The organism is Paraburkholderia sp. J11-2 (assembly GCF_905220185.1).
GTDB lineage: Bacteria > Pseudomonadota > Gammaproteobacteria > Burkholderiales > Burkholderiaceae > Paraburkholderia.
This window is the reverse complement of record NZ_CAJMYY010000033.1, coordinates 26,125-47,854: the sequence shown is the minus strand read 5'-3', so window position 1 is coordinate 47,854 and position 21,730 is coordinate 26,125. Positions and strand designations below refer to the sequence as shown.

General features: G+C 65.5%; 18 protein-coding genes. 4 read left to right on the top strand and 14 right to left on the bottom strand.

The window, feature by feature from the left end:
- Positions 1-5 precede the first annotated feature (5 nt).
- Positions 6-1,235, top strand: coding sequence for an acyl-CoA dehydrogenase family protein (locus U5A57_RS34400; RefSeq protein ID WP_321916127.1), 1,230 nt, complete (start codon positions 6-8; stop codon positions 1,233-1,235).
- 170 nt (positions 1,236-1,405) lie between these two features.
- Here the strand turns inward: U5A57_RS34400 and U5A57_RS34395 are convergent, their stop codons facing one another.
- The 9 genes from U5A57_RS34395 to U5A57_RS34355 all read right to left on the bottom strand — a co-directional run bounded on the left by U5A57_RS34395 (position 1,406) and on the right by U5A57_RS34355 (position 12,878).
- On the bottom strand, positions 1,406-2,236 hold the full coding sequence (locus U5A57_RS34395) for an SDR family NAD(P)-dependent oxidoreductase (protein ID WP_321916126.1): 831 nt from the start codon (positions 2,234-2,236) through the stop codon (positions 1,406-1,408).
- 120 nt (positions 2,237-2,356) lie between these two features.
- A complete protein-coding gene (locus tag U5A57_RS34390; RefSeq protein WP_321916125.1) occupies positions 2,357-3,544 on the bottom strand; it encodes a lipid-transfer protein in 1,188 nt (395 codons plus the stop codon).
- Positions 3,545-3,973: 429 nt separating this feature from the next.
- A complete protein-coding gene (locus U5A57_RS34385) occupies positions 3,974-6,742 on the bottom strand; it encodes a LuxR C-terminal-related transcriptional regulator (protein ID WP_321916124.1) in 2,769 nt (922 codons plus the stop codon).
- Between the two features lie 165 nt (positions 6,743-6,907).
- Positions 6,908-7,924: an acyl-CoA dehydrogenase family protein gene (locus tag U5A57_RS34380; RefSeq protein WP_321916123.1), complete on the bottom strand. Its 1,017-nt coding sequence runs from the start codon at positions 7,922-7,924 to the stop codon at positions 6,908-6,910.
- Between the two features lie 12 nt (positions 7,925-7,936).
- Positions 7,937-9,097 (bottom strand): acyl-CoA dehydrogenase family protein, encoded by a 1,161-nt coding sequence (locus tag U5A57_RS34375; protein WP_321916122.1) that lies wholly within the window; start codon positions 9,095-9,097, stop codon positions 7,937-7,939.
- Positions 9,098-9,134: 37 nt separating this feature from the next.
- Positions 9,135-10,706: a long-chain-fatty-acid--CoA ligase gene (locus U5A57_RS34370; protein WP_321916121.1), complete on the bottom strand. Its 1,572-nt coding sequence runs from the start codon at positions 10,704-10,706 to the stop codon at positions 9,135-9,137.
- Positions 10,707-10,822: 116 nt separating this feature from the next.
- Complete coding sequence (locus tag U5A57_RS34365; protein ID WP_321916120.1) at positions 10,823-11,242, bottom strand: MaoC family dehydratase; 420 nt, start codon at positions 11,240-11,242, stop codon at positions 10,823-10,825.
- A 23-nt stretch (positions 11,243-11,265) separates the two neighbouring features.
- Positions 11,266-11,709, bottom strand: coding sequence for a MaoC family dehydratase N-terminal domain-containing protein (locus U5A57_RS34360; RefSeq protein ID WP_321916119.1), 444 nt, complete (start codon positions 11,707-11,709; stop codon positions 11,266-11,268).
- Positions 11,710-11,738: 29 nt separating this feature from the next.
- Entirely contained in the window at positions 11,739-12,878 is a 1,140-nt protein-coding gene (locus tag U5A57_RS34355; protein ID WP_321916163.1) for an acyl-CoA dehydrogenase family protein, read from the bottom strand.
- 355 nt (positions 12,879-13,233) lie between these two features.
- Between U5A57_RS34355 and U5A57_RS34350 the strand changes: the two genes are divergently transcribed.
- On the top strand, positions 13,234-14,130 hold the full coding sequence (locus U5A57_RS34350; RefSeq protein WP_321916118.1) for a TauD/TfdA dioxygenase family protein: 897 nt from the start codon (positions 13,234-13,236) through the stop codon (positions 14,128-14,130).
- Between the two features lie 107 nt (positions 14,131-14,237).
- Complete coding sequence (locus tag U5A57_RS34345) at positions 14,238-15,590, top strand: MFS transporter (RefSeq protein WP_321916117.1); 1,353 nt, start codon at positions 14,238-14,240, stop codon at positions 15,588-15,590.
- Positions 15,591-15,942: 352 nt separating this feature from the next.
- On the opposite strand, the gene U5A57_RS34340 is transcribed toward U5A57_RS34345, so the two are convergent.
- From U5A57_RS34340 to U5A57_RS34325, 4 genes are all read right to left on the bottom strand, one after another.
- Positions 15,943-16,773 (bottom strand): SDR family NAD(P)-dependent oxidoreductase, encoded by an 831-nt coding sequence (locus U5A57_RS34340; protein WP_321916116.1) that lies wholly within the window; start codon positions 16,771-16,773, stop codon positions 15,943-15,945.
- Between the two features lie 49 nt (positions 16,774-16,822).
- Complete coding sequence (locus tag U5A57_RS34335) at positions 16,823-17,266, bottom strand: MaoC family dehydratase N-terminal domain-containing protein (RefSeq protein WP_321916115.1); 444 nt, start codon at positions 17,264-17,266, stop codon at positions 16,823-16,825.
- Positions 17,267-17,342: 76 nt separating this feature from the next.
- Complete coding sequence (locus U5A57_RS34330; RefSeq protein WP_321916114.1) at positions 17,343-18,533, bottom strand: lipid-transfer protein; 1,191 nt, start codon at positions 18,531-18,533, stop codon at positions 17,343-17,345.
- A gap of 33 nt (positions 18,534-18,566) precedes the next feature.
- Complete coding sequence (locus U5A57_RS34325; RefSeq protein ID WP_321916113.1) at positions 18,567-19,718, bottom strand: acyl-CoA dehydrogenase family protein; 1,152 nt, start codon at positions 19,716-19,718, stop codon at positions 18,567-18,569.
- A 226-nt stretch (positions 19,719-19,944) separates the two neighbouring features.
- On the opposite strand from U5A57_RS34325, the gene U5A57_RS34320 reads away from it, so the two are divergent.
- Positions 19,945-20,727: an enoyl-CoA hydratase/isomerase family protein gene (locus U5A57_RS34320; RefSeq protein ID WP_321916162.1), complete on the top strand. Its 783-nt coding sequence runs from the start codon at positions 19,945-19,947 to the stop codon at positions 20,725-20,727.
- 365 nt (positions 20,728-21,092) lie between these two features.
- On the opposite strand, the gene U5A57_RS34315 is transcribed toward U5A57_RS34320, so the two are convergent.
- Entirely contained in the window at positions 21,093-21,713 is a 621-nt protein-coding gene (locus U5A57_RS34315; protein WP_321916112.1) for a potassium channel family protein, read from the bottom strand.
- Between the last annotated feature and the right edge of the window lie 17 nt (positions 21,714-21,730).

Sequence of the window (21,730 nt, the reverse complement as noted above, 5' to 3'; positions counted from 1 at the left end):
CTGCCATGGATTTCAACGATACCCCCGCGGAAGCCGCATTCCGGGCCGAGGCCCGCCGCTTCCTCGAAGCCGGCGCGCCGCGACGCCGCAACGACGTGGTGCAGTCACGCCAGCGTTACGTGGCGGACACCGAGGGCCTCGCCCGCGCGAAAGACTGGCAGCGCCGCAAGGCCGAAGCAGGCTTTGCCGCCATCACCTGGGACAAGCGTTGGGGCGGCCGCGGCGGCACGGCAATAGAACAGGTGATCTACAACGAAGAGGAAGCCGCTTACGACGTCAACGCGACGCCGTTCGGCATCGGCCTCGGCATGTGCATCCCGACCATGATTGCCTATGCGACGCCGGCCCAGCTCGATCGGCACGTCGCTCCGGCGCTGCGCGGCGATGAAATCTGGTGCCAGCTCTTCTCGGAGCCGTCCGCCGGTTCCGATCTGGCCGGACTGCGCATGCGCGCCGAGCGCGACGGCGACGAGTGGATCGTCAACGGGCAGAAGATCTGGACCTCCGGCGCTCACCACGCCGACTACGGGTTGCTGCTCACGCGCACCAATCCGGACGCGCCCAAGCACGCAGGCATCACCGCGTTCTTCGTCGACATGAAGTCACCGGGCATCGAGGTGCGCCGCATCCGCCAGATCTCGGGCCCTTCGCACTTCTGCGAAGTGTTCTTCACCGACGTGCGCATTCCGGACGCCCAGCGTCTCGGCGAGATCAACGGCGGCTGGAAAGTCGCGCTGACCACGCTGATGAACGAGCGTCTCGCCGTCGGCGAGGCGCCGCGTCCGAACATCGACGACATGCTCGCACTGGCGCGCCAGTGCGACGTCGACGGCATGCCCGCGCTCGAGCACGCCGCGGTGCGCGGGCGACTCGCCGACTGGTACGTCCGTTCGCAGGGCGTCAAGTACACGCGCTTTCGCACCATGACGCGCCTTTCGCGCGGACAGACGCCGGGGCCCGAGGCGTCGGTGTGCAAGGTGGTCAGCGTCGGGCTGCTGCAGGAGATGGCCGATTTCGGCATGGACCTCGCCGGTCAGGCCGGCGCCGTAATGGACGCCGAACTCGCGCCGATGCAGGCCTGGTACCAGACGGCCATGCTGTACGCGCCGGGCTCGCGCGTGGCGGGTGGCACCGACGAGATCCTGCGCAATATCATCGCCGAGCGCGTGCTCGGGCTGCCGGGAGACGTGCGCGTGGACAAGGATGTGCCGTTCAACGCGGCAAGCGCACGTTGATACGCCCCGTGCCCACGCGGCGCGGTCCGCTGCCGTCGACGGAAGCGGACCGCACAACCGTGGGCCGGCTCACCTCACGCGACGCGGCGCCACCAAACGAAAACGCCACACCGCGAAGGTGTGGCGTTCTCTTTGCGCTTGAGCTACGGCCGCGCTGGAAGGTGGGCGCGTCAGAAGCCGCCGCGGCCGCCTCCGCAGATCAGCGTCTGGCCCGTCACATAATTCGACTCGGGGATGCAAAACATATACACCGAGCCGGCTGCCTCCTCGCAGGTCCCCATGCGACCGAACGGAATCGTTGCCTGCCCGGCGGCGTGCTTGTCCGCGGGAACACCCACCTTGATCTGACGACCATCGACATCCACGTAGGTGTCTTGCGTCACAGCCTGCGTGAGACGCGTCTCGATGGCGGCGTAGGCTACCACGTTGACGTTGACCTTCAGGCGGCCCCACTCCTTCGCGAGTGTCTTCGTCATGCCGATGATGCCCGCTTTGGCAGCCGAGTAGTTCACCTGGCCCGGGTTGCCCTGCGTGCCACCGATCGACGAAATGTTCACCACCTTGCGGAACACTTCGCGACCGGCCTCGGCGTCCGCTTTGGCGGCCTCCTTGAAGTAGGGCTGCACCGCGCGCAACAGGTTGAACGGCGCCTTCAGGTGGCAGTCGATGATCGCGTCCCACTGCTCGTCGGTCATCTTCTGGATTACGTTGTCCCAGGTAAAGCCGGCGTTGTTGACGATGATGTCGATGGCGCCGAACTTGTCGAGCGTGGCGTTGACGAGGCGCGTGCCGAAGTCCGGGGCCGTCACGTTGCACGCAAACGCCAGCGCCTGGCCTCCCGCGTTTTCGATCTCGGCCACGACTTCGTTCGCGGGCGCGGCGTCGAGGTCGTTGACGACCACGCGCGCGCCCTTCGATGCGAAAAGCAGTGCGATGCTGCGGCCGATGCCGCGGCCAGCGCCAGTGACGATGGCAACCTTGCCTTCGAGGGTTCTGTTCATGATTGCGTATCTCCTTTCATGCGTATATATCGGGCCGCCGCTGGGAGCCCGTGACCAGCAATGGTCGGCGTCCCCGCCTCCGAGCCCTGGACAGGCGACGCGCGGGGGCCGCGGGGAAAATCAGTTCTTGCCGTACAGCGTCACCACGCAGGCGCCGCCGAGGCCAAGGTTGTGCTGCAGCGCGAGCTTCGCGCCGTCCACCTGACGCCGGTCGGCCGTGCCTCGCAGTTGATGGGTCAGCTCGTAGCACTGCGCGAGGCCCGTGGCGCCGAGCGGGTGGCCCTTCGACAGCAGGCCGCCGGACGGGTTGGTCACGACCTTGCCGCCATAGGTATTGCCGCCGTCCATGACGAACTTCTCGGCCTCGCCAGTCGGGCAGAAACCGAGACCTTCGTAGGTCAGCAGTTCGTTGTGCGCGAAGCAGTCGTGCAGTTCGCACACCTTGATATCTTCGGGGCCGACGCCGGCCTTCTCGTACACTTCCTTCGCGGCTGCACGCGTCATGTAGCCGCCCACGTAGGAGATCAGCGAGGGTGGATCGAACGACTCGGCCGGATCGGTCGTCATCGACTGGGCGAGGATCTGCACGTCGGTGCGGATGCCGTGCTTCTTCGCGAAACGCTCCGACACGATCAGCGCGGCGGCCGCGCCGCAGGTCGGCGGACAAGCCATCAGGCGCGTCATCACGCCCGGCCACACCACCTTGTCGTTCATCACGTCATCGGCCGTCACCACGTTCTTGAACAGCGCCAGCGGATTATTGGCGGCGTGGCGGCTAGCCTTGGCGCGGATCTCGGCGAAGGTACGCATGCTGGTGCCGTACTTGCGCATATGCTCGCGGCCCGCGCCGCCGAAGCCGCGCAAGGCCTGCGGCACGCCTTCCGCGTCGGCCGTCAGGTTCCACAGGACCGGCAGAAAGCGCTCGCGGGTGGGCGGGCGGTCGTCCCAGTGGCTCTTCAGCGCGCCGGCCTGCATCTGCTCGAAGCCAAGCGCCAGCGCACAGTCGGTCGCGCCGCTCTCGACGGCCTTGCGGGCGAGCCACAGGGCCGTGGAGCCCGTCGAGCAGTTGTTGTTGACGTTGACCACCGGAATGCCCGTCATGCCGACCTCGTACAGCGCGGTCTGGCCCGACGTGGAGTCGCCGTACACATAGCCGACGTAGGCTTCCTGGATCAACTCATAGCCAATGCCGGCATCCTTCAGCGCAAGGCGAACGGCCTCGGCACCCATCTGGGTGTAGCTCGGGCTCGCGCCCGGCTTGCTGAAGGGAATCATGCCGACGCCGCCAACAATGACTTTGTCGCTCATCTTGATGTCTCTCGGGTAGGGCAGCCTGCGGGCCGGGAGTGGACACCGCATCGGCTGCCGGATCAGAAGCGTCCGCCGGCCTCTTGCGAAGGCGCGGCGACCGTGATGGCATCTTCAATGACGACCGGGACATTGGGAGCAACCCACCGTGGGGGGGAAGCCGGGGGGCTTGGGGGGTGTTGCCGCCATAGGGCATCGAGGGGGTGGCCAGGATCGGCCAATGGAGAATCGCGCAGCCGGGATGGACGGATGGCCGTCCATGCAGCAGGTCGTTGGCTGTCCCGACTTCAGACGGCGACCGTCAGCCGTCGCCGCAGGTTCGCGCTCCGTCCGGTCGGCGGCCGACCCGGACGGGATTCATGGCGGGCATCCCGGAGCACTGCGGGAGTTCGGCGCCAATCGTCGGGAATGGCGAACGGGAAGCGGGGCCTATCCCTGGGATTCAGCCTTCAGCGCCCGCAGCCGGGCGGCCGCGTCGTTGCGGCTACCCACTTCCAGCTTGTTGAAGATGTTCTTCAAGTGCCACTTGACCGTTTCGGGCGTGATGTTGAGCATGGCCGCGATCTTCTTGTTGGGCATGGCCTGCGCCACCAGTTCGAGGATCTCGCTTTCGCGCTCGGACAGCGCTTCGCGCAAAACCCGAGGCGCTGCCGCGGGTGCCGCCTTGCGCGCCTGCGGTACACCGGTGGCATCCATCAATCTCTGAAGATAGAAGCAGAGGACGGGGTCGAGGTTCTCGCGCTGCCTCAATGCCGACAGCAGTGCCGGAGCCTGCGGCGAAGCGTCGATCAGCGTGCGCACGAGGCCGAGCCGATGACCGAGCCTCACCGCTTCGAGCAGATGCTCGTCGGACGACAGCGCATTACCGCAGTGCTGTTCGGCGATCGCCAGCAGGACGTGCAGGGTCGCGACGAACCGCCATCTCCCAGCCTTCTCAGCGACGGCGAGCAACGACAGCGCTCGGGCGCGCATCTGGAAATGGTCGTTGCGATGCATGCAGAGATCGAGATGCGCGCGGCCGGCGCAAAGCCACAGATCCAGCGTGAAGTTGTGCGAAGCATCGGTGTATTGCGCGGCGAGCAAATCGAGGCGATCGAGCGAGCCCTCCGCAAAGTCCGGCTCCCCTTCCTGAAGGTAGATGCGCACGCGCAAGGCGAGCACGTAGGCCTGCAAGCGGTCCAGCCGGTTGCGCAGCGCGTAGTCTTCCAGACGCTCCAGCGTGGCGTGCGCGTCTAGCGGACGGCCCGCGATCCAGTGCCCGAGGGCCAGCGGGGCCAGTGCGCGAAGCACCGTGTCGGGCATCGAGACGCGCTCGAGCACGTCGATGCGTGTGCCGAGCAGGCTGCACAGCGCGTCGATATCGCTGAGTTCGTACAGGATCTCGGCCAGCAGTCCCGCTGCGAGGCTCGCGACGCCGATATAGCCGGGGCCGAACTTCTCAGCGCTGTCGAGGACCGTGCGCAAGATGGTACCGGCCCGCGCGATCTGGCCTTCAAGCACGAAGCTCATGGCGGTCACGCAATCGGCAATCAGCCCGGCGCGGATCGACTTTTCGGCCCACGATTCATCCTGCAACACGCGCCGGCCGTGGGCAAAATCGCCGCAGAAGATGTATATCATTCCGAGCAGATTGGCCCGCGTGGCGGCCTCCACTTGATCGAGGCCATCAGGCGTGTCCTGAACCTGCGGGAGCAGCGTGGCGAGCGCGCTCACATCGTCCGAATACAGCGCGAAGGCTGCGCGCAACAGGGTGACGGCGTAGCGCTGGCGCTCGTCGAGTTGGCCGCGCGCCGCCTCGCGCTCCAGTTCATCGAGCGTCTCCGTGACCAACTCGAAATCGTGAGCGAACAGCCGCAAATACGATCGCAAGATGCGCAATCTGAACCGCCGCCGCACCTGTTCGGGCGGCAAGCGGCGCATGAGCGCGGCCATCTGCGACAAGTGGCCGTGTTCCATCAGTTCGGGGATCCGCTGCTCGACCAGATCGGCCGCCGCTTCGCACTCGCCCGCTTCCACCGCGTGGCGCACCGCCTCGTCGAGGTAGCCGCGCGCTTCGAACCAGCGCCACGCGGTCGCATGCATGGCCCGCAGATCGGCTTCGGGCCATTCGAGGCAACGCGCCTGCAGCACCTCGCGTATCAGAGGATGAAGCCGATACCACACCTCGTGGTCGCGCGTGTCATGCCGCGTCAGGAAGAGGCCGCCCCCCTCGAGATGCATCAGGTGCCGCATCATCCTCGCAACGGCGTGCGGCATCCCCATCAGTGTCGCGCAGAGCGCCGGGCTGACGCTCTCGCAGACCGAGATGCGTACGAGTATCTGCAGATCCTCTTCAGGCAGGCTGCCAAGCACCTCATGCTCGAAGTACCTCGCAAATGTCTGCGTATCGCGCACCGGCACCCGCTCGCCGCGCTGCCGGCGCTGCGTCTTGAGATCGACCGCGAACAACTGCAGGCCGGCCACCCAGCCTTCCGTGAGATCGTGCAGCCGCCGTGCTTCGCGCTTGTCGATGTCGCTCACGTAGTTTTGCAGGTACCGCTCCGACTCGTCCGGGCTGAAGGCCAGGTCGCGAGCGCCGATCTCCAGCATCTGGCCACGCGCATTCAGGGCGGCCAACGGCAGCGGCAACGCCGCGCGCGTGCCGAAAGCCAGACGGAGGTTGGGCGGTGCATATTCGACCGCGCAGCGCAGGGCCTCCACGATAGACGGGTTGTGCAGGTAATGCACATCGTCCAGCATCAGCACCACGTCGCGGCAATGCCGTCCGACACCCGCCAGCAGCGCGAGCATCAGCCGCTCGCTCGCCGCCTCGTCGCTGTCGCGTCCCACCAGCAGTGCGGCGTCACGCACGAGGCCAGGGTCGACCTCGGCGATGCTCGTTAGCAAATCATCGAAGAATCGGCTGGAGTCATTGTCCGCGGGGGTCAATGTCAGCCACGCGACGTCCGTATCGAGTCCCAGAAGGCGCTTGCGCCAAGCGAGGAGCGTGCTGGTCTTGCCGCTTCCGGCAGGCCCTTGCACGACGATGCCACGCCGTTCGCGCGCCTCCATCAGGCGATTCATCAGCGTGTCGCGCGGCATCAGCCGGCGCTCTCCGCGCGGGGGAAGCAGCCGCGAGCCGGCGAAGGAAGAGGCATCGCAGGCACCGGTATTACCGGCCTCCGGCGAGATGCCGGTCACGGTATCGGATGCGGACATGGCAGGTTCAGAACAGTGATGCGAAAACGATGGCGCCGCAGAAACGCCCCCGCAATTATAGCTTGGCGGCTGCGTCCGGCTCTGCGCGGGACGCACTGTGGCGCAATACGACCGGCGCGGGGTCGGCAAGCCCTCTGCGCCGGTCAGCAGCGGCCTCGAATGAACTCACGCGGCCGCTGCGCCGGCGGTGAGCCTCGTGCGAACGAAGTCCACCACCGGCAGGCCCTCTTCCGCCAGCACGGTGCGCCCGAGTTGCTCCGCGCAACGCACGCCGGCGCCGCTGCTCCGGGATTCATGCAGGCGTCGCGTGAACAAGCCCAGTTCGTGCTCCTCGGTCATGCCGATCGCACCGTGCACCGCATGTGAGATCGCCGCCACGCGGGCCGCTGCCTCCGACGCACGCAGCATGGCCGTGGCCGCCAGCAACGGATCGGGCAGAAAGCTCGCGCTCGAGCAACCGATGCGCGAAGCCATCTCGGCGGTGGCGGCCTGCGATGCCAGCACGGCCACATCTTGCTGCACTGCCTGGAACTTGCCGATGGGGCGCCCAAACTGCTTGCGGTCGTTGGCATAGCGCACCGTCAGGTCGGTCACATGGGCCATTGCGCCGGCCATCGCCGTAGCTTGCAGCACGTTGCGGATGGCCTCGCCGTCGGCACATTGCACCGGGAAGCGCACGAGTGCTTCTCGCCCCGTGCTCCAGCGCAGCGTGTCCGCCGACATCGTCGGACGGTACGCGCCCGGCGTGAAATGCGCCGCGTCGCGCACGAGCAGCAGCCATTCGCCGGCGCGGCTGACCAGCACGAACTCGGCCAGCGCGGCATCCTGCACGTCATGGCAGACCACGGCCTCGCCATCGGCTTCGGCCGCCGGCGCAACGACGATGCAGCCGCCGCCCGGCTGATGCCCGGCCGACGCCAGCAGCGCGCGCGCCACGGCCGTCTCTGCGAACGGCAGACTCAGTCCGGCGCGGCCGGCGGCGAAGAACAGCGCGTGCATGTCGGCGAGCGACAGACCCGCGCCGCCGGATTCAGCCGGCACCAGCGCATCGGTGTAGCCGAGCGCGTCGATGCTCTGCCACAGCGCCTCGGCCCCTTCGCCTGCCTCGACACGGCGCAGCGCCTCGACGGTGCACAGTTCGCGTAGCGGGCGCTCGAAGCCGCCCAGGATGGAATCAGTCATGGTGTCACTCAATCAACGAAGTCCAAGGCCGCGGGAGATGATGCCGCGCATGATGTGGCGAGAGCCGCCGCGGATCGAAAAGACCGGCGCGTACTGCGTCACGTAGGCAAGCGCCAGAGCCAGTTCGCGCGACGGGCGGAAGCTCTGAATGCTTGCGTTGGCCTCGGCGATCCAGCTGGGCACCTCCTGCTCGAACTCGGTGCCGAGATCCTTGACCAGCGATGCTTCGAGCTCGGGGTTCTTGCCGGCGTCGAGGCATGCGCAAACACCCAGCGACATGGCGCGCAACACGGCCAGGCGACCCGCGATACGACCCGCGACATCGACCACGATGGACGGCGGGTTCTCGATCGCGCGCATCTCGTCCAGCCAGATGTCGGCAAGCACCACACTCGAATAGATACGCTCGCAGCCACTGCGCTCGAAGGCCAGCTCGGCGGTCACCTGGCTCCAGCCGTCGCCTTCCTCGCCGATCAGCGCGTCAACCGGTACGTCCACGTCCTCGAACAGCACTTCGCTGAACTCATCCTCGCCGACGATGTTGAGGATCGGGCGCACGCTGATGCCTGGCGTCTTCATGTCGAAGATCAGTTGCGACAGGCCCTTGTGGCGGTCCTCGGTTGTGCCCGACGTGCGCACCAGCGCGCACATGTGGCTCGCGCGGTGGCCGTTGGTCGTCCAGATCTTGCGGCCGTTGATGCGCCAGCCGGTTTCGGTGCGCACTGCGCGTGTGCGCACGCTGGCGAGGTCGGAACCGGTATCGGGCTCGCTCAGACCGATGCCGAACACGATCTCGCCGGCGCGAATGCCGGGGATGTAGCGTGCCTGCTGCTCCCTCGTGCCGTAGCGCGCGATCAGCTGCGCCGTCTGGCGGTCGGCGGTCCAGTGCGCGACGACGGGTGCGCCGAACGCCAGCACTTCCTCGGTGAACACGAAGCGCGCGAAGTGGCTACGCCCGTCGCCACCGACTTCGGGCGGCAGGTTCATGCCGATCCAGCCCTTCGCGCCGAGCGCACGGGTGAGGTCGGCATCGTAGGCGCCAATGCTGCGAGCCCGCAAATGCGGGGGATAGTCGCGCAGCTCGCTGTGCAGGAATGCCCGCACGGGTGCGCGCAACGCTTCGTCTTCCGGCGGAATGCTCGCCAGCGACAGCGTCGAAAGTAGAGAAGTCAAAGTAGCTCCTGGAATGATTGATCAGGAATGCTGCGCATCACGCAACGCTGCGCGCGCGGTCGCTCCAGAAAGGCTTGCGCAACTCGCCCTTGAGCACCTTGCCGACGCTCGACAACGGCAACGTGTCGCGAAACTCCACGCTGCGCGGGCACTTGTAGCCCGCAATGCGCTCGCGGCAATGCGCAATGATTTCCTCGGCGCTCACGTTCATGCCGGGCTTGCTCACGACGACCGCGTGCACCGACTCGCCCCACTTCTGGTTGGGCACGCCGATCACCGCGCACATGGCGACCGACGGGTGGCTGGAGACCGCGTTCTCGACCTCAGCCGAATACACGTTCTCCGCGCCGGTGACGATCATGTCCTTGAGCCGGTCGACCACGTAGATGAGGCCCTCTTCGTCCATGTAGCCGCTGTCGCCGGTATGCATCCAGCCATTGCGGATCGCTTCGACCGTGGCTTCGGGCTTGTTCCAGTAGCCGAGCATCACCGTGCCGCCGCGCGCGACGATCTCGCCGACTCCGCCGCGCGGCAGCTCCGCGCCGTCCGGCCCGACGATACGCACCTCCACCGACATCAGCGGCTTGCCAGCGGCGCGCGCTTTGCCGCTCGCGAAAGCCTCTTCGGTGTGAAACTCGGGTCCGAGAATCGTGCACGTGGCGGACAGCTCGGTCATGCCATAGCCCTGCATGAACGCGACGCCTGGAAATGCGGCCCCAACGCGCCGCAAGAGCGTCTGCGAGATGGGCGAGGCGCCATAGGCAATGAGCCGAAGCGAGCTTAGGTCCAGTTCCGCCGCTTCGGCCGGGTTCCCGGCCATCCAGTCGACCAGCATCTGGATCATGGTCGGCGCGAGCCCGATCTGGTTGACGCGCTCGCGGGCGATGGCGTTGAGCGTGGCCTGCGGATTGAAGCCCGGCATCACGATTTGCTGCGCGCCCGAGGCGAACAGTGCGTTGGCCGCGGCAAAGGCGGCCAGGTGGAACATCGGCATTACGTGCAGGAACACGGCTTCCGCACCGCAACGTCCCGCGAGGATGGCGGCCATCGCCGTCGTCGTCAGGTTCGCATGCGACAGCATCACGCCCTTGGGGAAGCCGGTCGTGCCGCCGGTGTAGAAGATGCCGGCAAGGTCGTCGCCGTGGCGCCAGGCGTCCTCCACCGGCTCGCTGGCGTCGATCAGCGTTTCGTATCCGTGCATGTCATCGGGGACGGGGCCGTCCCCCGCGTAGATCACGTGGCGCACGCTCGGCGCGCCGGCCTGCAGCGCGGCGGCGAGGCCCTTGAAGGTCTCGTCGACGATAAGGATGCTGGTGCCCGAATCGTTGAGCGCGTAGAGCATTTCCGCCTGGCTCCAGCGGATGTTGACCGGATTCAGCACGCCTCCCGCCCAAGGCACGGCCAGGTTGTACTCGAGATAGCGGGCCGAATTGAGCGAGAGCATCGCAACGCGCTCGCCGTCCATCACGCCGAACTGGCGCAACGCGCCGGCCAGACGCGCCACGCGCGCGCCGAGCTGCCGGAAGGTGACGCTGTGGTCGCCAAAGCGGATCGCAACGGCGCCAGGACGTTGCTGGAGGGACCGGTGCAGTCCCTGGGTCATGTACATGTTGATCTCCGCGGGCCGCGGCATGAGGCAGTTCGACTGTCTCGCCACCGGCTCCTGATTCCGAATGCTCCCCGCCACGGCTCCCTCACGCGCAGCCGACCGCGGGGTCCTTCCCGTCAGTCCAGCGCCAAGGTGGCTTCGCCCACCAGCTTGTCTTCGCCGTACTGGTTCGTACACCTGATCGCGACCTTGACGCGGTTCTCGCCATTGGCCTCGAGCTTCTCGACGACTTCACCGGTGCAGGTCGGCTGGTTGCCCAGGTGCGTGATGCCGGTGAAGCGGACCGAGACATTGCGCAGCGCGGTCTGCGGCGCCCAGCTGGTCAGCAGCCGCCCGAGCCAGGCCGCCGAAAGCATGCCGTGCGCAAATACGTCCGGCATGCGCGACTTGCGCGCAAAGTCGATATCGATGTGGATCGGATTGTGGTCGCCCGAAGCGCCGCAGTAGAGCGCGAGCATCGTACGGTTGATCGCCGGCAGGGCCAACGGGGGCAGTTTGTCGCCGACGTTGACATCGCTGAAACGGGGGGCTTGCATGTTCTCTTTCTCCTTGCTTTCTGTTAGCCGCGGCGCTCGACCAGAGTGCCGCGAAGGTCCGCAACATGTTCGCCGTTCTGATTGGTAACCCGCGTCTCCATGACCGCGAAATGCAGCGCACCGCCCTTCTTGTCGTACACATCGGACAGCTTCGTCTCGAGGTGCAGTGTGTCCCCCGCGTAGGCCATACGATGGTAGTCAAAGGCCTGCTCCGCGTGCAGGATGCGGCCGAGATCCATCTGAAGCACCTTCATGCGCTCGATGACATTCGACGTCTCGCTGACCATGCAGGCGAGGAAGGTCGGCGGCACGGGCAATGCGGGATGTCCCGCCGCGTGGGCTGCGGCGTCGTCGGTATAGATGGGGTCGTTTTCACCGATCGCCTTGGCGAAGAATCGCAAGCGCCCCTTTTCGATTTCAACTGAACCCGTGCCGAGCACAGTGCCGATCATGTTCTTTTCTGCCATGTTTTTCTCCTCGAATTGCTCCGCAACGCTCACAGCTTGCGGGAAATGACCTCGCGCATGACCTCGTTGCTCCCGCCATAGACTCGGGACACACGAAAATCGACGAAGATGCGCGCGATCGGATACTCCAGCATGTACCCGTATCCGCCGTGCAACTGAACCATGTCGTCCACGTGCTTCCACATCGTTTCGGTGGCGTAGAGCTTGGCGATGGCGGCCTCCTCGCCGGTCAGTTCGCCGCGCATATGCTTGCCGAGGTAGTGGTCGACCATCGTGCGCACAGCCACGGCACCCGCCTTGGCGTCCGCGAGCTTGAACCGGGTGTTCTGGAAGTCCCACACTGTCTGGCCGAAGGCTTTACGGTCCTTCACGTACTGCAGCGTGAGATCGAGCGCGCGCTCCAGTTGCGCCGCAGCATTCAGCGCAATGCCCATGCGCTCCTGGGTCAGGTCGTGCATCAGGTAGCTGAAGCCTTTGTTCTCCTCGCCCAGCAGATTGCTCGCGGGCACGCGCACATTGTCGAAGAACAGCTCGGCGGTATCCTGGGCATGCATGCCGACCTTCTGCAGCTTGCGGCCGCGGCGGAAGCCTTCGCGGTCGGTCTCGACCATGATGAGGCTCACGCCCTTGGCACCGGCGGACGGGTCGGTCTTGCATACGACCATGACGAGGTCCGCAATGACGCCGTTCGAAATGAAGGTCTTGCTGCCGTTGATGACCCATTCGTCGCCATCGCGAACGGCCGTGGTGCGGCAGGCCTTCACGTCGGAGCCGCCGCCGGGCTCGGTGATGGCGACGGCCATGATGGTTTCGCCCGAGCACGCCTTCGGCAGCCAACGCTGCTTCTGCTCTTCCGTGCCGAGACGGTTGATGTAGGGCGCGACCACGAACGAGTGCACGCCGAAGCTAAAGCCGCTGACGCCCGCACGAGCGTTCTCCTCGACGAGCACCGCGGCATGGCCGAAGTCGCCGCCGCCGCCGCCATACTCCACCGGAATGGTGACGCACAGCAGGCCTTCGCGTCCGGCCTTCAGCCAGGTCTCGCGATCCACCTGGCCGGCGGCGTTCCACGCCTCCTGGCGCGGAACGCATTCACGTTCAAAGAACCGGCTCACGGTGTTGCGATATTGCTCGTGATCTTCACGAAATACGTTTCGGCTGATGTTCAATCGGATCTCCGCTTCGAATATTGACCGGCGCGGTGCCGGCTGGGCTGTGACCCCATGATCGCGTCGCGCGGGAGGCGGAGTCACCCCCAACGCGGGGGGGCGCGGCCAGGCGGTGCGCCCCCTCCTGGCGAGGGGGCGGCGCCACATCAGGGCGTCGCAATGCAATCCACCCGGACGATCCATGTTGCGTTCCTTCGCAGAGCGAAATGCCCCCCCGCCGTGGGGTGGGATGCCCCAGGCGGCACCGGCGCACGATGGCACCCGTGCAGTGCGCGCAACGGCGTACGTTGCTCGCCGACGATGCCGCCTGCAACGAGAAATTCTTTCGTGAGCCGCCCCAGGAGACAACTTCAGCATGAATACCATTGAAGGACCACGCACAATCGCCACCGTATCGGGAGACTGGCCCTTCTCCTTGACGCGATGCCAGCCAGGCATCGGCGCCGAAATCGGTGACATCGACCTGCGCGAGAGCCTGGACGAAACCACCATCAAGGCGCTCCGCCGTGCGCTCGTGGAGTTCAAGGTCATCTTCTTCCGGGATCAGGACATTACGCCGGCGCAGCATGTGGCTTTCGCGCGGCGCTTCGGCGAACTGGAAGTGCATCCCGTTTTCCCGCATCACCCCGATCATCCCGAACTGGTGCTGCTCGGCGGCAGCAGGGACAGGAAGGCCCGCGAGAACATCTTCCATACCGATGTCTCATGGCGCGAAATTCCCTCGCTCGGTTCGATGCTGCGCTGCGTCGAATGCCCAGAGATCGGCGGCGACACGCTCTTCATCAACATGGTCGCCGCGTACGAAAACCTGCCCGACGACATCAAGGCGCGCCTGGATGGCCTGATCGCTGTGCACGACATCCTGCCCACCTTCGGCAACGACGTGACGCCCGAGCGCCGCGAGGAATTGCGCAGGCAGTTCCCGGCACAGCACCATCCGGTCGTGCGCACTCACCCGGAAAGCGGCGAGAAGATCCTCTACGTCAACCAGGCCTTCACGACGCATATCCTCAACTTCGAAAGCTTCCGCAGATACCGCTTCGGCTTCGACTATCAGTTCGAGGAGATGAACCTGCTGCAGTATCTCTATACGCAGGCGGCTGCGCCGGAGTATCAGGTCCGCCTGAAATGGCGCCCTCACACCATCGCCTTCTGGGACAACCGCGCGACCCAGCACTACGCGATCCAGGACTATTTCCCCGCGACGCGCCGCATGATGCGCGCCACCGTCGTCGGCGACAAACCGTTCTGACTCCGGGCGGACTTTCGTCATCACTCGCCGAAGCCGCCGCGTCTCGCCGGCCATACCGCGAGACGCCTCGGCGTCCTCCTACCGCAGCAATCCGCCCTCACATCTCCATGACTGATTCCCAGATTTTCCGACGCGGACCTGCGTGGACCATCGTGGTCCTCTTGCAGCTCTACATGCTGGTCAACTTCCTCGACAAGATCGCCCTGAGCATGACGGCGGTACCGTTGATGAGCGAGTTGAACCTGTCCGCCGCCCAGTTCGGCATGATTTCCGGCAGCTTCTACTGGCTCTTCTCCCTATCCGGCATTCTCGTCGGATTATCGTGCCGACGACTCGCCGCGCGCTGGCTGCTCCTCGTCATGGGAATAGCGTGGGCGGCCCTGCAAATTCCGGTGTTATTCGCCACCAATGCGCACGAGTTGCTGTGGGCGCGCATGCTGCTCGGTGCCGCTGAAGGGCCGGCATTCCCGTTCACCGTGGTCGCCCTGTTCCAATGGTTCCCCGACGAGAAGCGCAACCTGCCGGTCGCGGTCGTCAGCACCGGAGCATCGATCGGGCTGGTACTCGCGGGGCTGCTGATCCCGTCGATCACGGCGGCGTGGGGCTGGCGCAGCAACTTCGCAATTCTCGCCGCGATCGGCGCGCTCTGGTCTTTGCTCTGGCTCGGCATCGGCTGCAATCCGCGCCTGATTCGCGGCAGCAGCGAAGGCCGCTCCGCCGACGCACGCGGCAACGCAGGATACCGCCTGCCGGATGCACTGCCCTATCGCACGCTCTTCGCCGACCGTTCGGTGCTCGCCATCTACGGCGGGGCGATTGCCGGCTACACCGTGCTGGGCATCACCATGACCTGGCTGCCGCTTTACCTGCAGCGGGGGCTGGGTTACAGCGCCGCATCGGCCGGGCGCTGGTTCACCGTCGTCGTGCTGATCCTCATGCCGGTGCAGGTTTTCCTGAGCGGCCTGTCACAGCGCCTGATGCGACGCGGCACATCGAGCCGCAACGCACGCGCGAAGCTGCTGGGCGCGGCAATGATCATCTCGGCGCTGCTGCTGGTCGCGCTGGGCAAGCTTCCGCTCGCGCCGATACAAAAGACCGTCGTGATCGCGCTGTCGTCCGGACTCGGCGCCCTGGCCACCGCGTTCGGCCCGGTGTTGCTCGCCGAGGTCACACCGCTCGGCCAGCAACCCGTCATGCTCGCAATATTCACCGCCATCGGCAACATTGCGGCCGCGGTGGCGGCGGTCGCGACGGGGCATCTGGTCCAGGCGGCGGGAGCAGCGAACCCGCACGGCTACGAACTGGGCTACATGGGCGCGGCCGGCGTGATCTTCTGTGCCGCCATCGGCTGCCTGCGCTGGCTGCACACAGAGCGCTCGCGCCGTAAGCTCTGCGCGCCTACCTCACATGACGATTCTGACGAATCGAAGACGGCCCGCGCGCTAAACCAGGTGCGCTAGGCTTGACGGTCCCCGTGCGGGTCGGAGGTCGACATCTGCGCACCGGCTTCCGCTTCGCCCGGGACCCGGGGCGTTCGCTTTGCGTCGAGGCATTGGCGAAGACGGCTTGCGCGCGTCCCGCAACCGATCGACGCCGATAAAGCCATTCACCGTCCCGCTCTCCCATCCGCATACAGCCGGGCCTTCCCCGCAGTGTTGTCCTGGCAACGATTGTTCGCCAGACGCTGCCTCGAAACACAGCCCCGAAAAACAAAACACCCCAAAGGCGGATCGGCGTCCAGCCTTTGGGGTGCGGCTCGCGTAACGGTCGGCTTGTCACGCGCCCGCGCGCGTGGCGCGGGCGGCGCGCCGGTCAGACGTTGCCGAAGCCCCCGCCGCAGATCACGACCTGGCCGGATACATAATCCGACTCCGGCTGGCAGAACAGGTACACGGCGTTGGCCGCTTCTTCCGGCGTGCCAGGGCGGCCAGCGGGGATCATCTTCTTCGAGGCTTCGACCAGCGCCTCGCCGATGCCCACCTTGATCTCGCGGCCCTCGATATTCACGGTCTTGCTCTCGGTGCCCTGGAGCGGCACGGTCAGGCGCGTTTCGATATGGCCGAAGGCAACAGCGTTGACATTGACCTTCAGGCGCCCCCACTCCTTCGACAGCGTCTTGGTCATGCCGAGGATGCCCGACTTGGCCGACGAATAGTTGGTCTGCCCCGCGTTACCGCCGGCAGCGATCGACGAAATGTTCACCACCTTGCGCCACACTTCACGCCCTTCGGCGGCTTCGGCCTTGGCGGCGGCCGAGATCACCGGATAAGCGGCGCGCAGGATGCGGAACGGTGCGGTCAGGTGGCAATCGATGATTGCGTACCATTGCTCGTCGGTCATCTTCTGGAGCACGTTGTCCCAGGTGAAGCCGGCGTTGTTGACGATGATGTCGATTCCCTTGTAGTGATCGACCGCCGTCTTGATGAACCGATCAGCGAAGTCCGGTGCGCTTACGCTACCGGCGCACGCCACGGCCTCGCCACCCTGCGACTTGATCAGTTCGACGACTTCGTTCGCCGGATCGGCATCGAGATCGTTGACGACCACGCGCGCACCTTCCGAAGCGAGCTTGAGGGCCAGCGAGCGGCCGATGCCACGGCCCGAGCCGGTGACGAGTGCTACCTTGCCTGCGAGTTTGGTCATGATTGGACTCCTTACTTTTCTGTCGTGTAATGCAATAAATGGAACTGCCTCAGCCTCGCCGCTCGACGATGGTGAGGCGCAAATCGGCTACGTGCTCGCCCCTCTGGTTTTCAACCCGGGTGATCTGCTCGACGAAATGCAGCGCACCACCCTTCTTGTCGTAGACGCCGCAGACGCGGGTCTCGAACGAAAGCGTGTCGCCAGCGAACGCCATGCGGTGGTAGTCGAACGCCTGCTCCGCGTGCAAGACGCGGCCGAGATCCAGTTGGAGCGTCGTTAACTCCTCCTCGAAGCTTCCCACTTCGCTGTTCATGCAGAACAGGAAGGTCGGCGGCGCCGGCAGGTCGGGGTATCCCGCGTCGCGCGCGGCGGCCACCTTGGTGTAGACAGGCCGGGTTTCGCCCGTCGCCTTGGCGAAGAAGCGCAAACGCCCTCTCTCCACGTCGGCCGAGCCGCGCGACAATACGCGGCCGATATCGCTTTTGTTTGCCATATGGGTAGTCGAAGAAGCGCTTCGCCCGGCGGCGCCGGGCGAAGCCGATCAGGCACGGCCGGTTAGGCACGACCGGTTAGGCGCGGCCGTACAGCGTCACCACGCAGGCGCCACCAAGGCCGAGGTTGTGCTGTAACGCCAGCTTCGCGCCGTCCACCTGGGTGCTGCCGGCGGTGCCGCGCAACTGGCGCGTCAACTCGTAGCACTGCGCAAGGCCCGTCGCGCCGAGCGGGTGTCCCTTCGAAAGCAGGCCGCCCGACGGGTTGGTGACGAACTTGCCGCCGTAGGTGTTGTCGCCGTCTTCGACGAACTTCTCCGCGCCGCCGACCGGGCACAGGCCCAGCGACTCGTAGGTCAGGAGTTCGTTGTGCGCGAAACAGTCGTGCAACTCCAATACCTGGATATCCGAAGGGCTCACGCCAGCACGCTCGTATACCTGGCGCGCGGCCTCCTTCGCCATGTCGAAGCCAACCACCTGGATCATCGAGCGATCTTCGTAAAGGGCCGGGCTGTCGGTTGTCATCGATTGCGCGAGGATACGCACGTCTTGCTTCAGGCCGTGCTTCTTCGCGAAGTCTTCCGAGCAGATGATGGCGGCAGCCGCGCCACAAGTCGGCGGGCAAGCCATCAGACGCGTCATCACGCCGGGCCACATCACCGGAGCAGCCATCACGTCGTCCGGCGTCACCACGTTGCGGAATACGGCCAGCGGATTGTTGGCGGCATGACGGCTCGCCTTCGCGCGGATCTTCGCGAAGGTTTCGAGCTTCGTGCCGTACTTGTCCATGTGCTCCTTGCCGGCACCGCCAAATTGCAGCAGCGCCATCGGCACGCCCGCCTCGACGGCTTCGGGGTTCAGCTCGGCCGTGAGGACCAGCGCGCGGTCCATCGGGCCCGGACGGTCGGTGAACACCGAGGCGAGCGCGCCCGGCTGCATCTGCTCGAAGCCGAGTGCGATGGCGCAGTCCACCGCGCCGCTTTCGACGGCCTGGCGGGCGAGAAACAGCGCAGTCGACCCGGTCGAGCAGTTGTTGTTGACGTTGACGATCGGAATCTGCGTCATGCCGACCGGATACAGCGCGGCCTGACCGCTGGTGGAATCGCCAAAGACGTAGCCTGCATAAGCCTGCTGAACCTTGCCGTAGCCGATGCCTGCATCGGCGAGCGCAAGGCGCGCCGCTTCGGCGCCCATTTCGATGTAGGTACCGCTCGCGCCGGGCTTCTTGAACGGCACCATGCCGACGCCGGCCACTACTACCTTGGACATGTCGTATCTCCTTGCTGGGGGTTTAAATTTGGATCAAAGCGACCGGCCGACCAGTTCGCGCTGGATCTCATTGGTGCCGCCGTAGATGCGCTGCACGCGCGCGTCGGCGTACATGCGGGCAATCGGGTATTCCTTCATGTAGCCGTAGCCGCCGAACAATTGCAGGCACTTGTCCATGACCTCGCCCTGGCGCTCGGTGATCCAGAATTTGCCCATCGAGGCCGTGACGGGGTCGAGCTTGCCATCCACCCATTGCTGCACGATCTGATCGGCAAAGGCGCACGAAGCCGTCAGCGTGGCCTTGACGTCGGCCAGCACGAAGCGCGTGTTCTGGAAGTCGCCGATCGCCTTGCCGAACGCCTTGCGCTCTTTCACGTAGTCCACGGTCAGGTCGAAGGCGCGGCGCATCGCGCCAACGGCGTTCAGTGCGAGTTGAGCGCGCTCATAGGGAAGCTGCTGCATGAGCTGGTAGAAGCCCTGCCCCTCCACGCCGCCAAGCAGGCAGTCGGCTGAAACCGTGCAGTCGTCGAAGAACATCTCGGACGTGTCCTGGCTCTCCAGGCCGATCTTGTCGAGCGCCTTGCCGCGGCGGAAACCGCGCGTGTTCGCATCGACCAGAACCAGCGAGATGCCCTTCGATCCGAGCGTGGGGTCGGTCTTGGTGACGACGAGCACCACGTCGCACTGCTGGCCATTCGAAATGAACGTCTTGGCCCCGTTGATGACATAGCTCTCGCCGCGGCGTTCGGCGCGTGTTCGCACGCCCTGCAGATCGGAACCCGTGCCGGGCTCCGTCATCGCGATAGCGGCGATCAGCTCGCCACTCGCCATGCCGGGCAGCCAGCACTGCTTCTGGGCCTCGGTACCATAGCGCAGCACATAATGGGCGACGATATGGTTCATGCCGATGCCAAGCCCCAACCCCGTGTTGCCGCTGTAGCCGAATTCGTCGAACACGATCGCTGCATGGGCCGGCGTGCCGCCGGAGCCACCGTACTCCTCAGGCACGTCCGGCAAGATCATGCCCAGTGCGCCGATGGCGCGCCACGCCTCGCGTGAAGTCCGCTTGACCTCGCGGCATTGCAGGTCGGTCGTTTCGAGTTGCTCTCGCGCGAAACGCCGTGCGGCATCGCGGAACTGCAACAGATCGTCGGTCATCCAGGCCGGCTGATAGTTTTCAAACATCGTGTCTCCTGATCGCAAATCTAGGGATGTACCCGAAGGTAACGGCTGGCGGCATCTGCGCGCACCGTGCGTCGCGGGGGGGATTCGGGTGCGCGCCCAGCCCCCCGCGACGGGGTGGGTCTGTTGTGGGCGGCGTCGTCAACATGCAGTCTCAATGGCACGCTTCGACGTGCTGCTCCTGCTCACGCATGCATGGCGCCGCCGTGCATTCAACCCATCGACATCCATGCACAGCTACCCGACTACCGGCGACGTCCGCGTCCAGATCGAGCAATACGTGGCAACCGTAGAGTTCTCCCGACCGCCTAATAACCACTTCGATGAGCACCTCATCAGCGCAATCGCCGACGTAATGGAGGCGCTCGACAAAGACGACGCGTGCCGCGCCGTCGTCCTCGCCTCCGAAGGCAAGGTGTTCTGCGCGGGCGCCGACTTCGCCGCGCCCGAACTCAACGACGGCCGCGCGCTCAACGCCGGCATGCTCTACAAACGCGGCATACGCCTGTTCCGCACGCGCAAGCCGGTCGTGGCCGCGATCCAGGGTGCAGCCGTTGGCGGCGGCTTCGGCCTCGCGCTCGTCGCCGATTTCCGCGTGACCTGTAACGAAGCCCGCTTTTGCGCAAACTTCTCCCGCCTCGGCACGCATCCCGGGTTCGGGACCACCGCTACGCTGCCGCGTCTGGTCGGTGCCCAGCAAGCCGCACTGCTGTTCTACACGGGCCGCCGCATTGACGGCACCGAGGCCGTGCGCATCGGACTCGCCGACATGCTCGTGCCACAAGACGAGGTGCGTCGCGCCGCCCAGCAACTCGCGGCCGAGATCGCCGCGTCGGCGCCCGCCTCGGTAATGTCGGTGCGGGAGACGCTGCGCCGTGGGCTCGCCGACGCCGTCGAAGCCGCGACCGAACGCGAATTCGTTGAGCAGAGCTGGCAATTCCAGCTGGAAGACTTTCAGGAAGGCAAGGCCGCGATGATGCAGCGCCGCGTGCCAGTATTCCGCGGCAAGTGAGGAGAACTTGGGGTGAACGCCGGGCCAACCCCGGCGGTGATGACGACGGCAACGATGTCAATTGGCCTCTGCGCCGCAGGCCGTTCCCGGACGTTCGCTGCCGGGATTCTCGACGCCGGGTGATTCAGCAGCAGCACAAAGCACTTCGACACGGCCGCCAGGTTGTGAACTCCTATCCGCCGCCTGAATTTATGCGACGCCTTCGCGGCTCAGGACGAGGCCACCCGCTTTCCGGAGGCCGCCCGATCCAAAGACCGTGGGCTGGCGTGCATCGGCCTCTACGACGTCTGTCTCGCGGCGCGACGACAGGCGAAATCTCTTCCAACGATCGGGCCGCGACCAACTGCTGCACCCCGCTCTTATCGTTACAAATGCGCTTTCCTTGCCGCCGTCTGTATCGCATAGACGGCAGCGGCAGTGGTCACGCCAGTGATCACGATGCCCAACATACCCAGTAGCACCGCGATGAGGCGGCCAAGCGAGGTCGTTGGGATCACATCGCCATAGCCGATCGTCAGCGCAGTCACCGCGCAGAAATAGAGCGTTTCGCCCATGCTTGCCGGCGTGCGCGTCGCGACATCGATGGGACGGCCAACGTAGAACATCAACACGGACATCACGAGAATCTGGCCCGTGAGACCCAGCACAATACTGCGCAAGTGCCAGATAACTTTGAGGAACTCGGAAGTCGCAAGGCTTGCCCGGATCGATACGTCGGAACGTTGTTCTCCATTGCTGTTCATGGTAAAGGCCCTCTCGTTGGCTTCATCCGGCAATTGCACGGTGCCGGGCGCACGTAAAGCATCGCACACCCGCCCCAAGTCTCGCCACTGCCACTCACGATCGTTCCAATCCCGATACCGATAACGAGCGGAGTCGCCGCGAGCTTTGAATTTTCCGATGGGAGAGAGAACAACGCAAAAGGTGCGGATGGTCTTGGCCGCCAGAGCCACACTGTCGGCAAGCTCCAGGACTCCTGCCTCCATGCCCCCCCCGTTGGGGA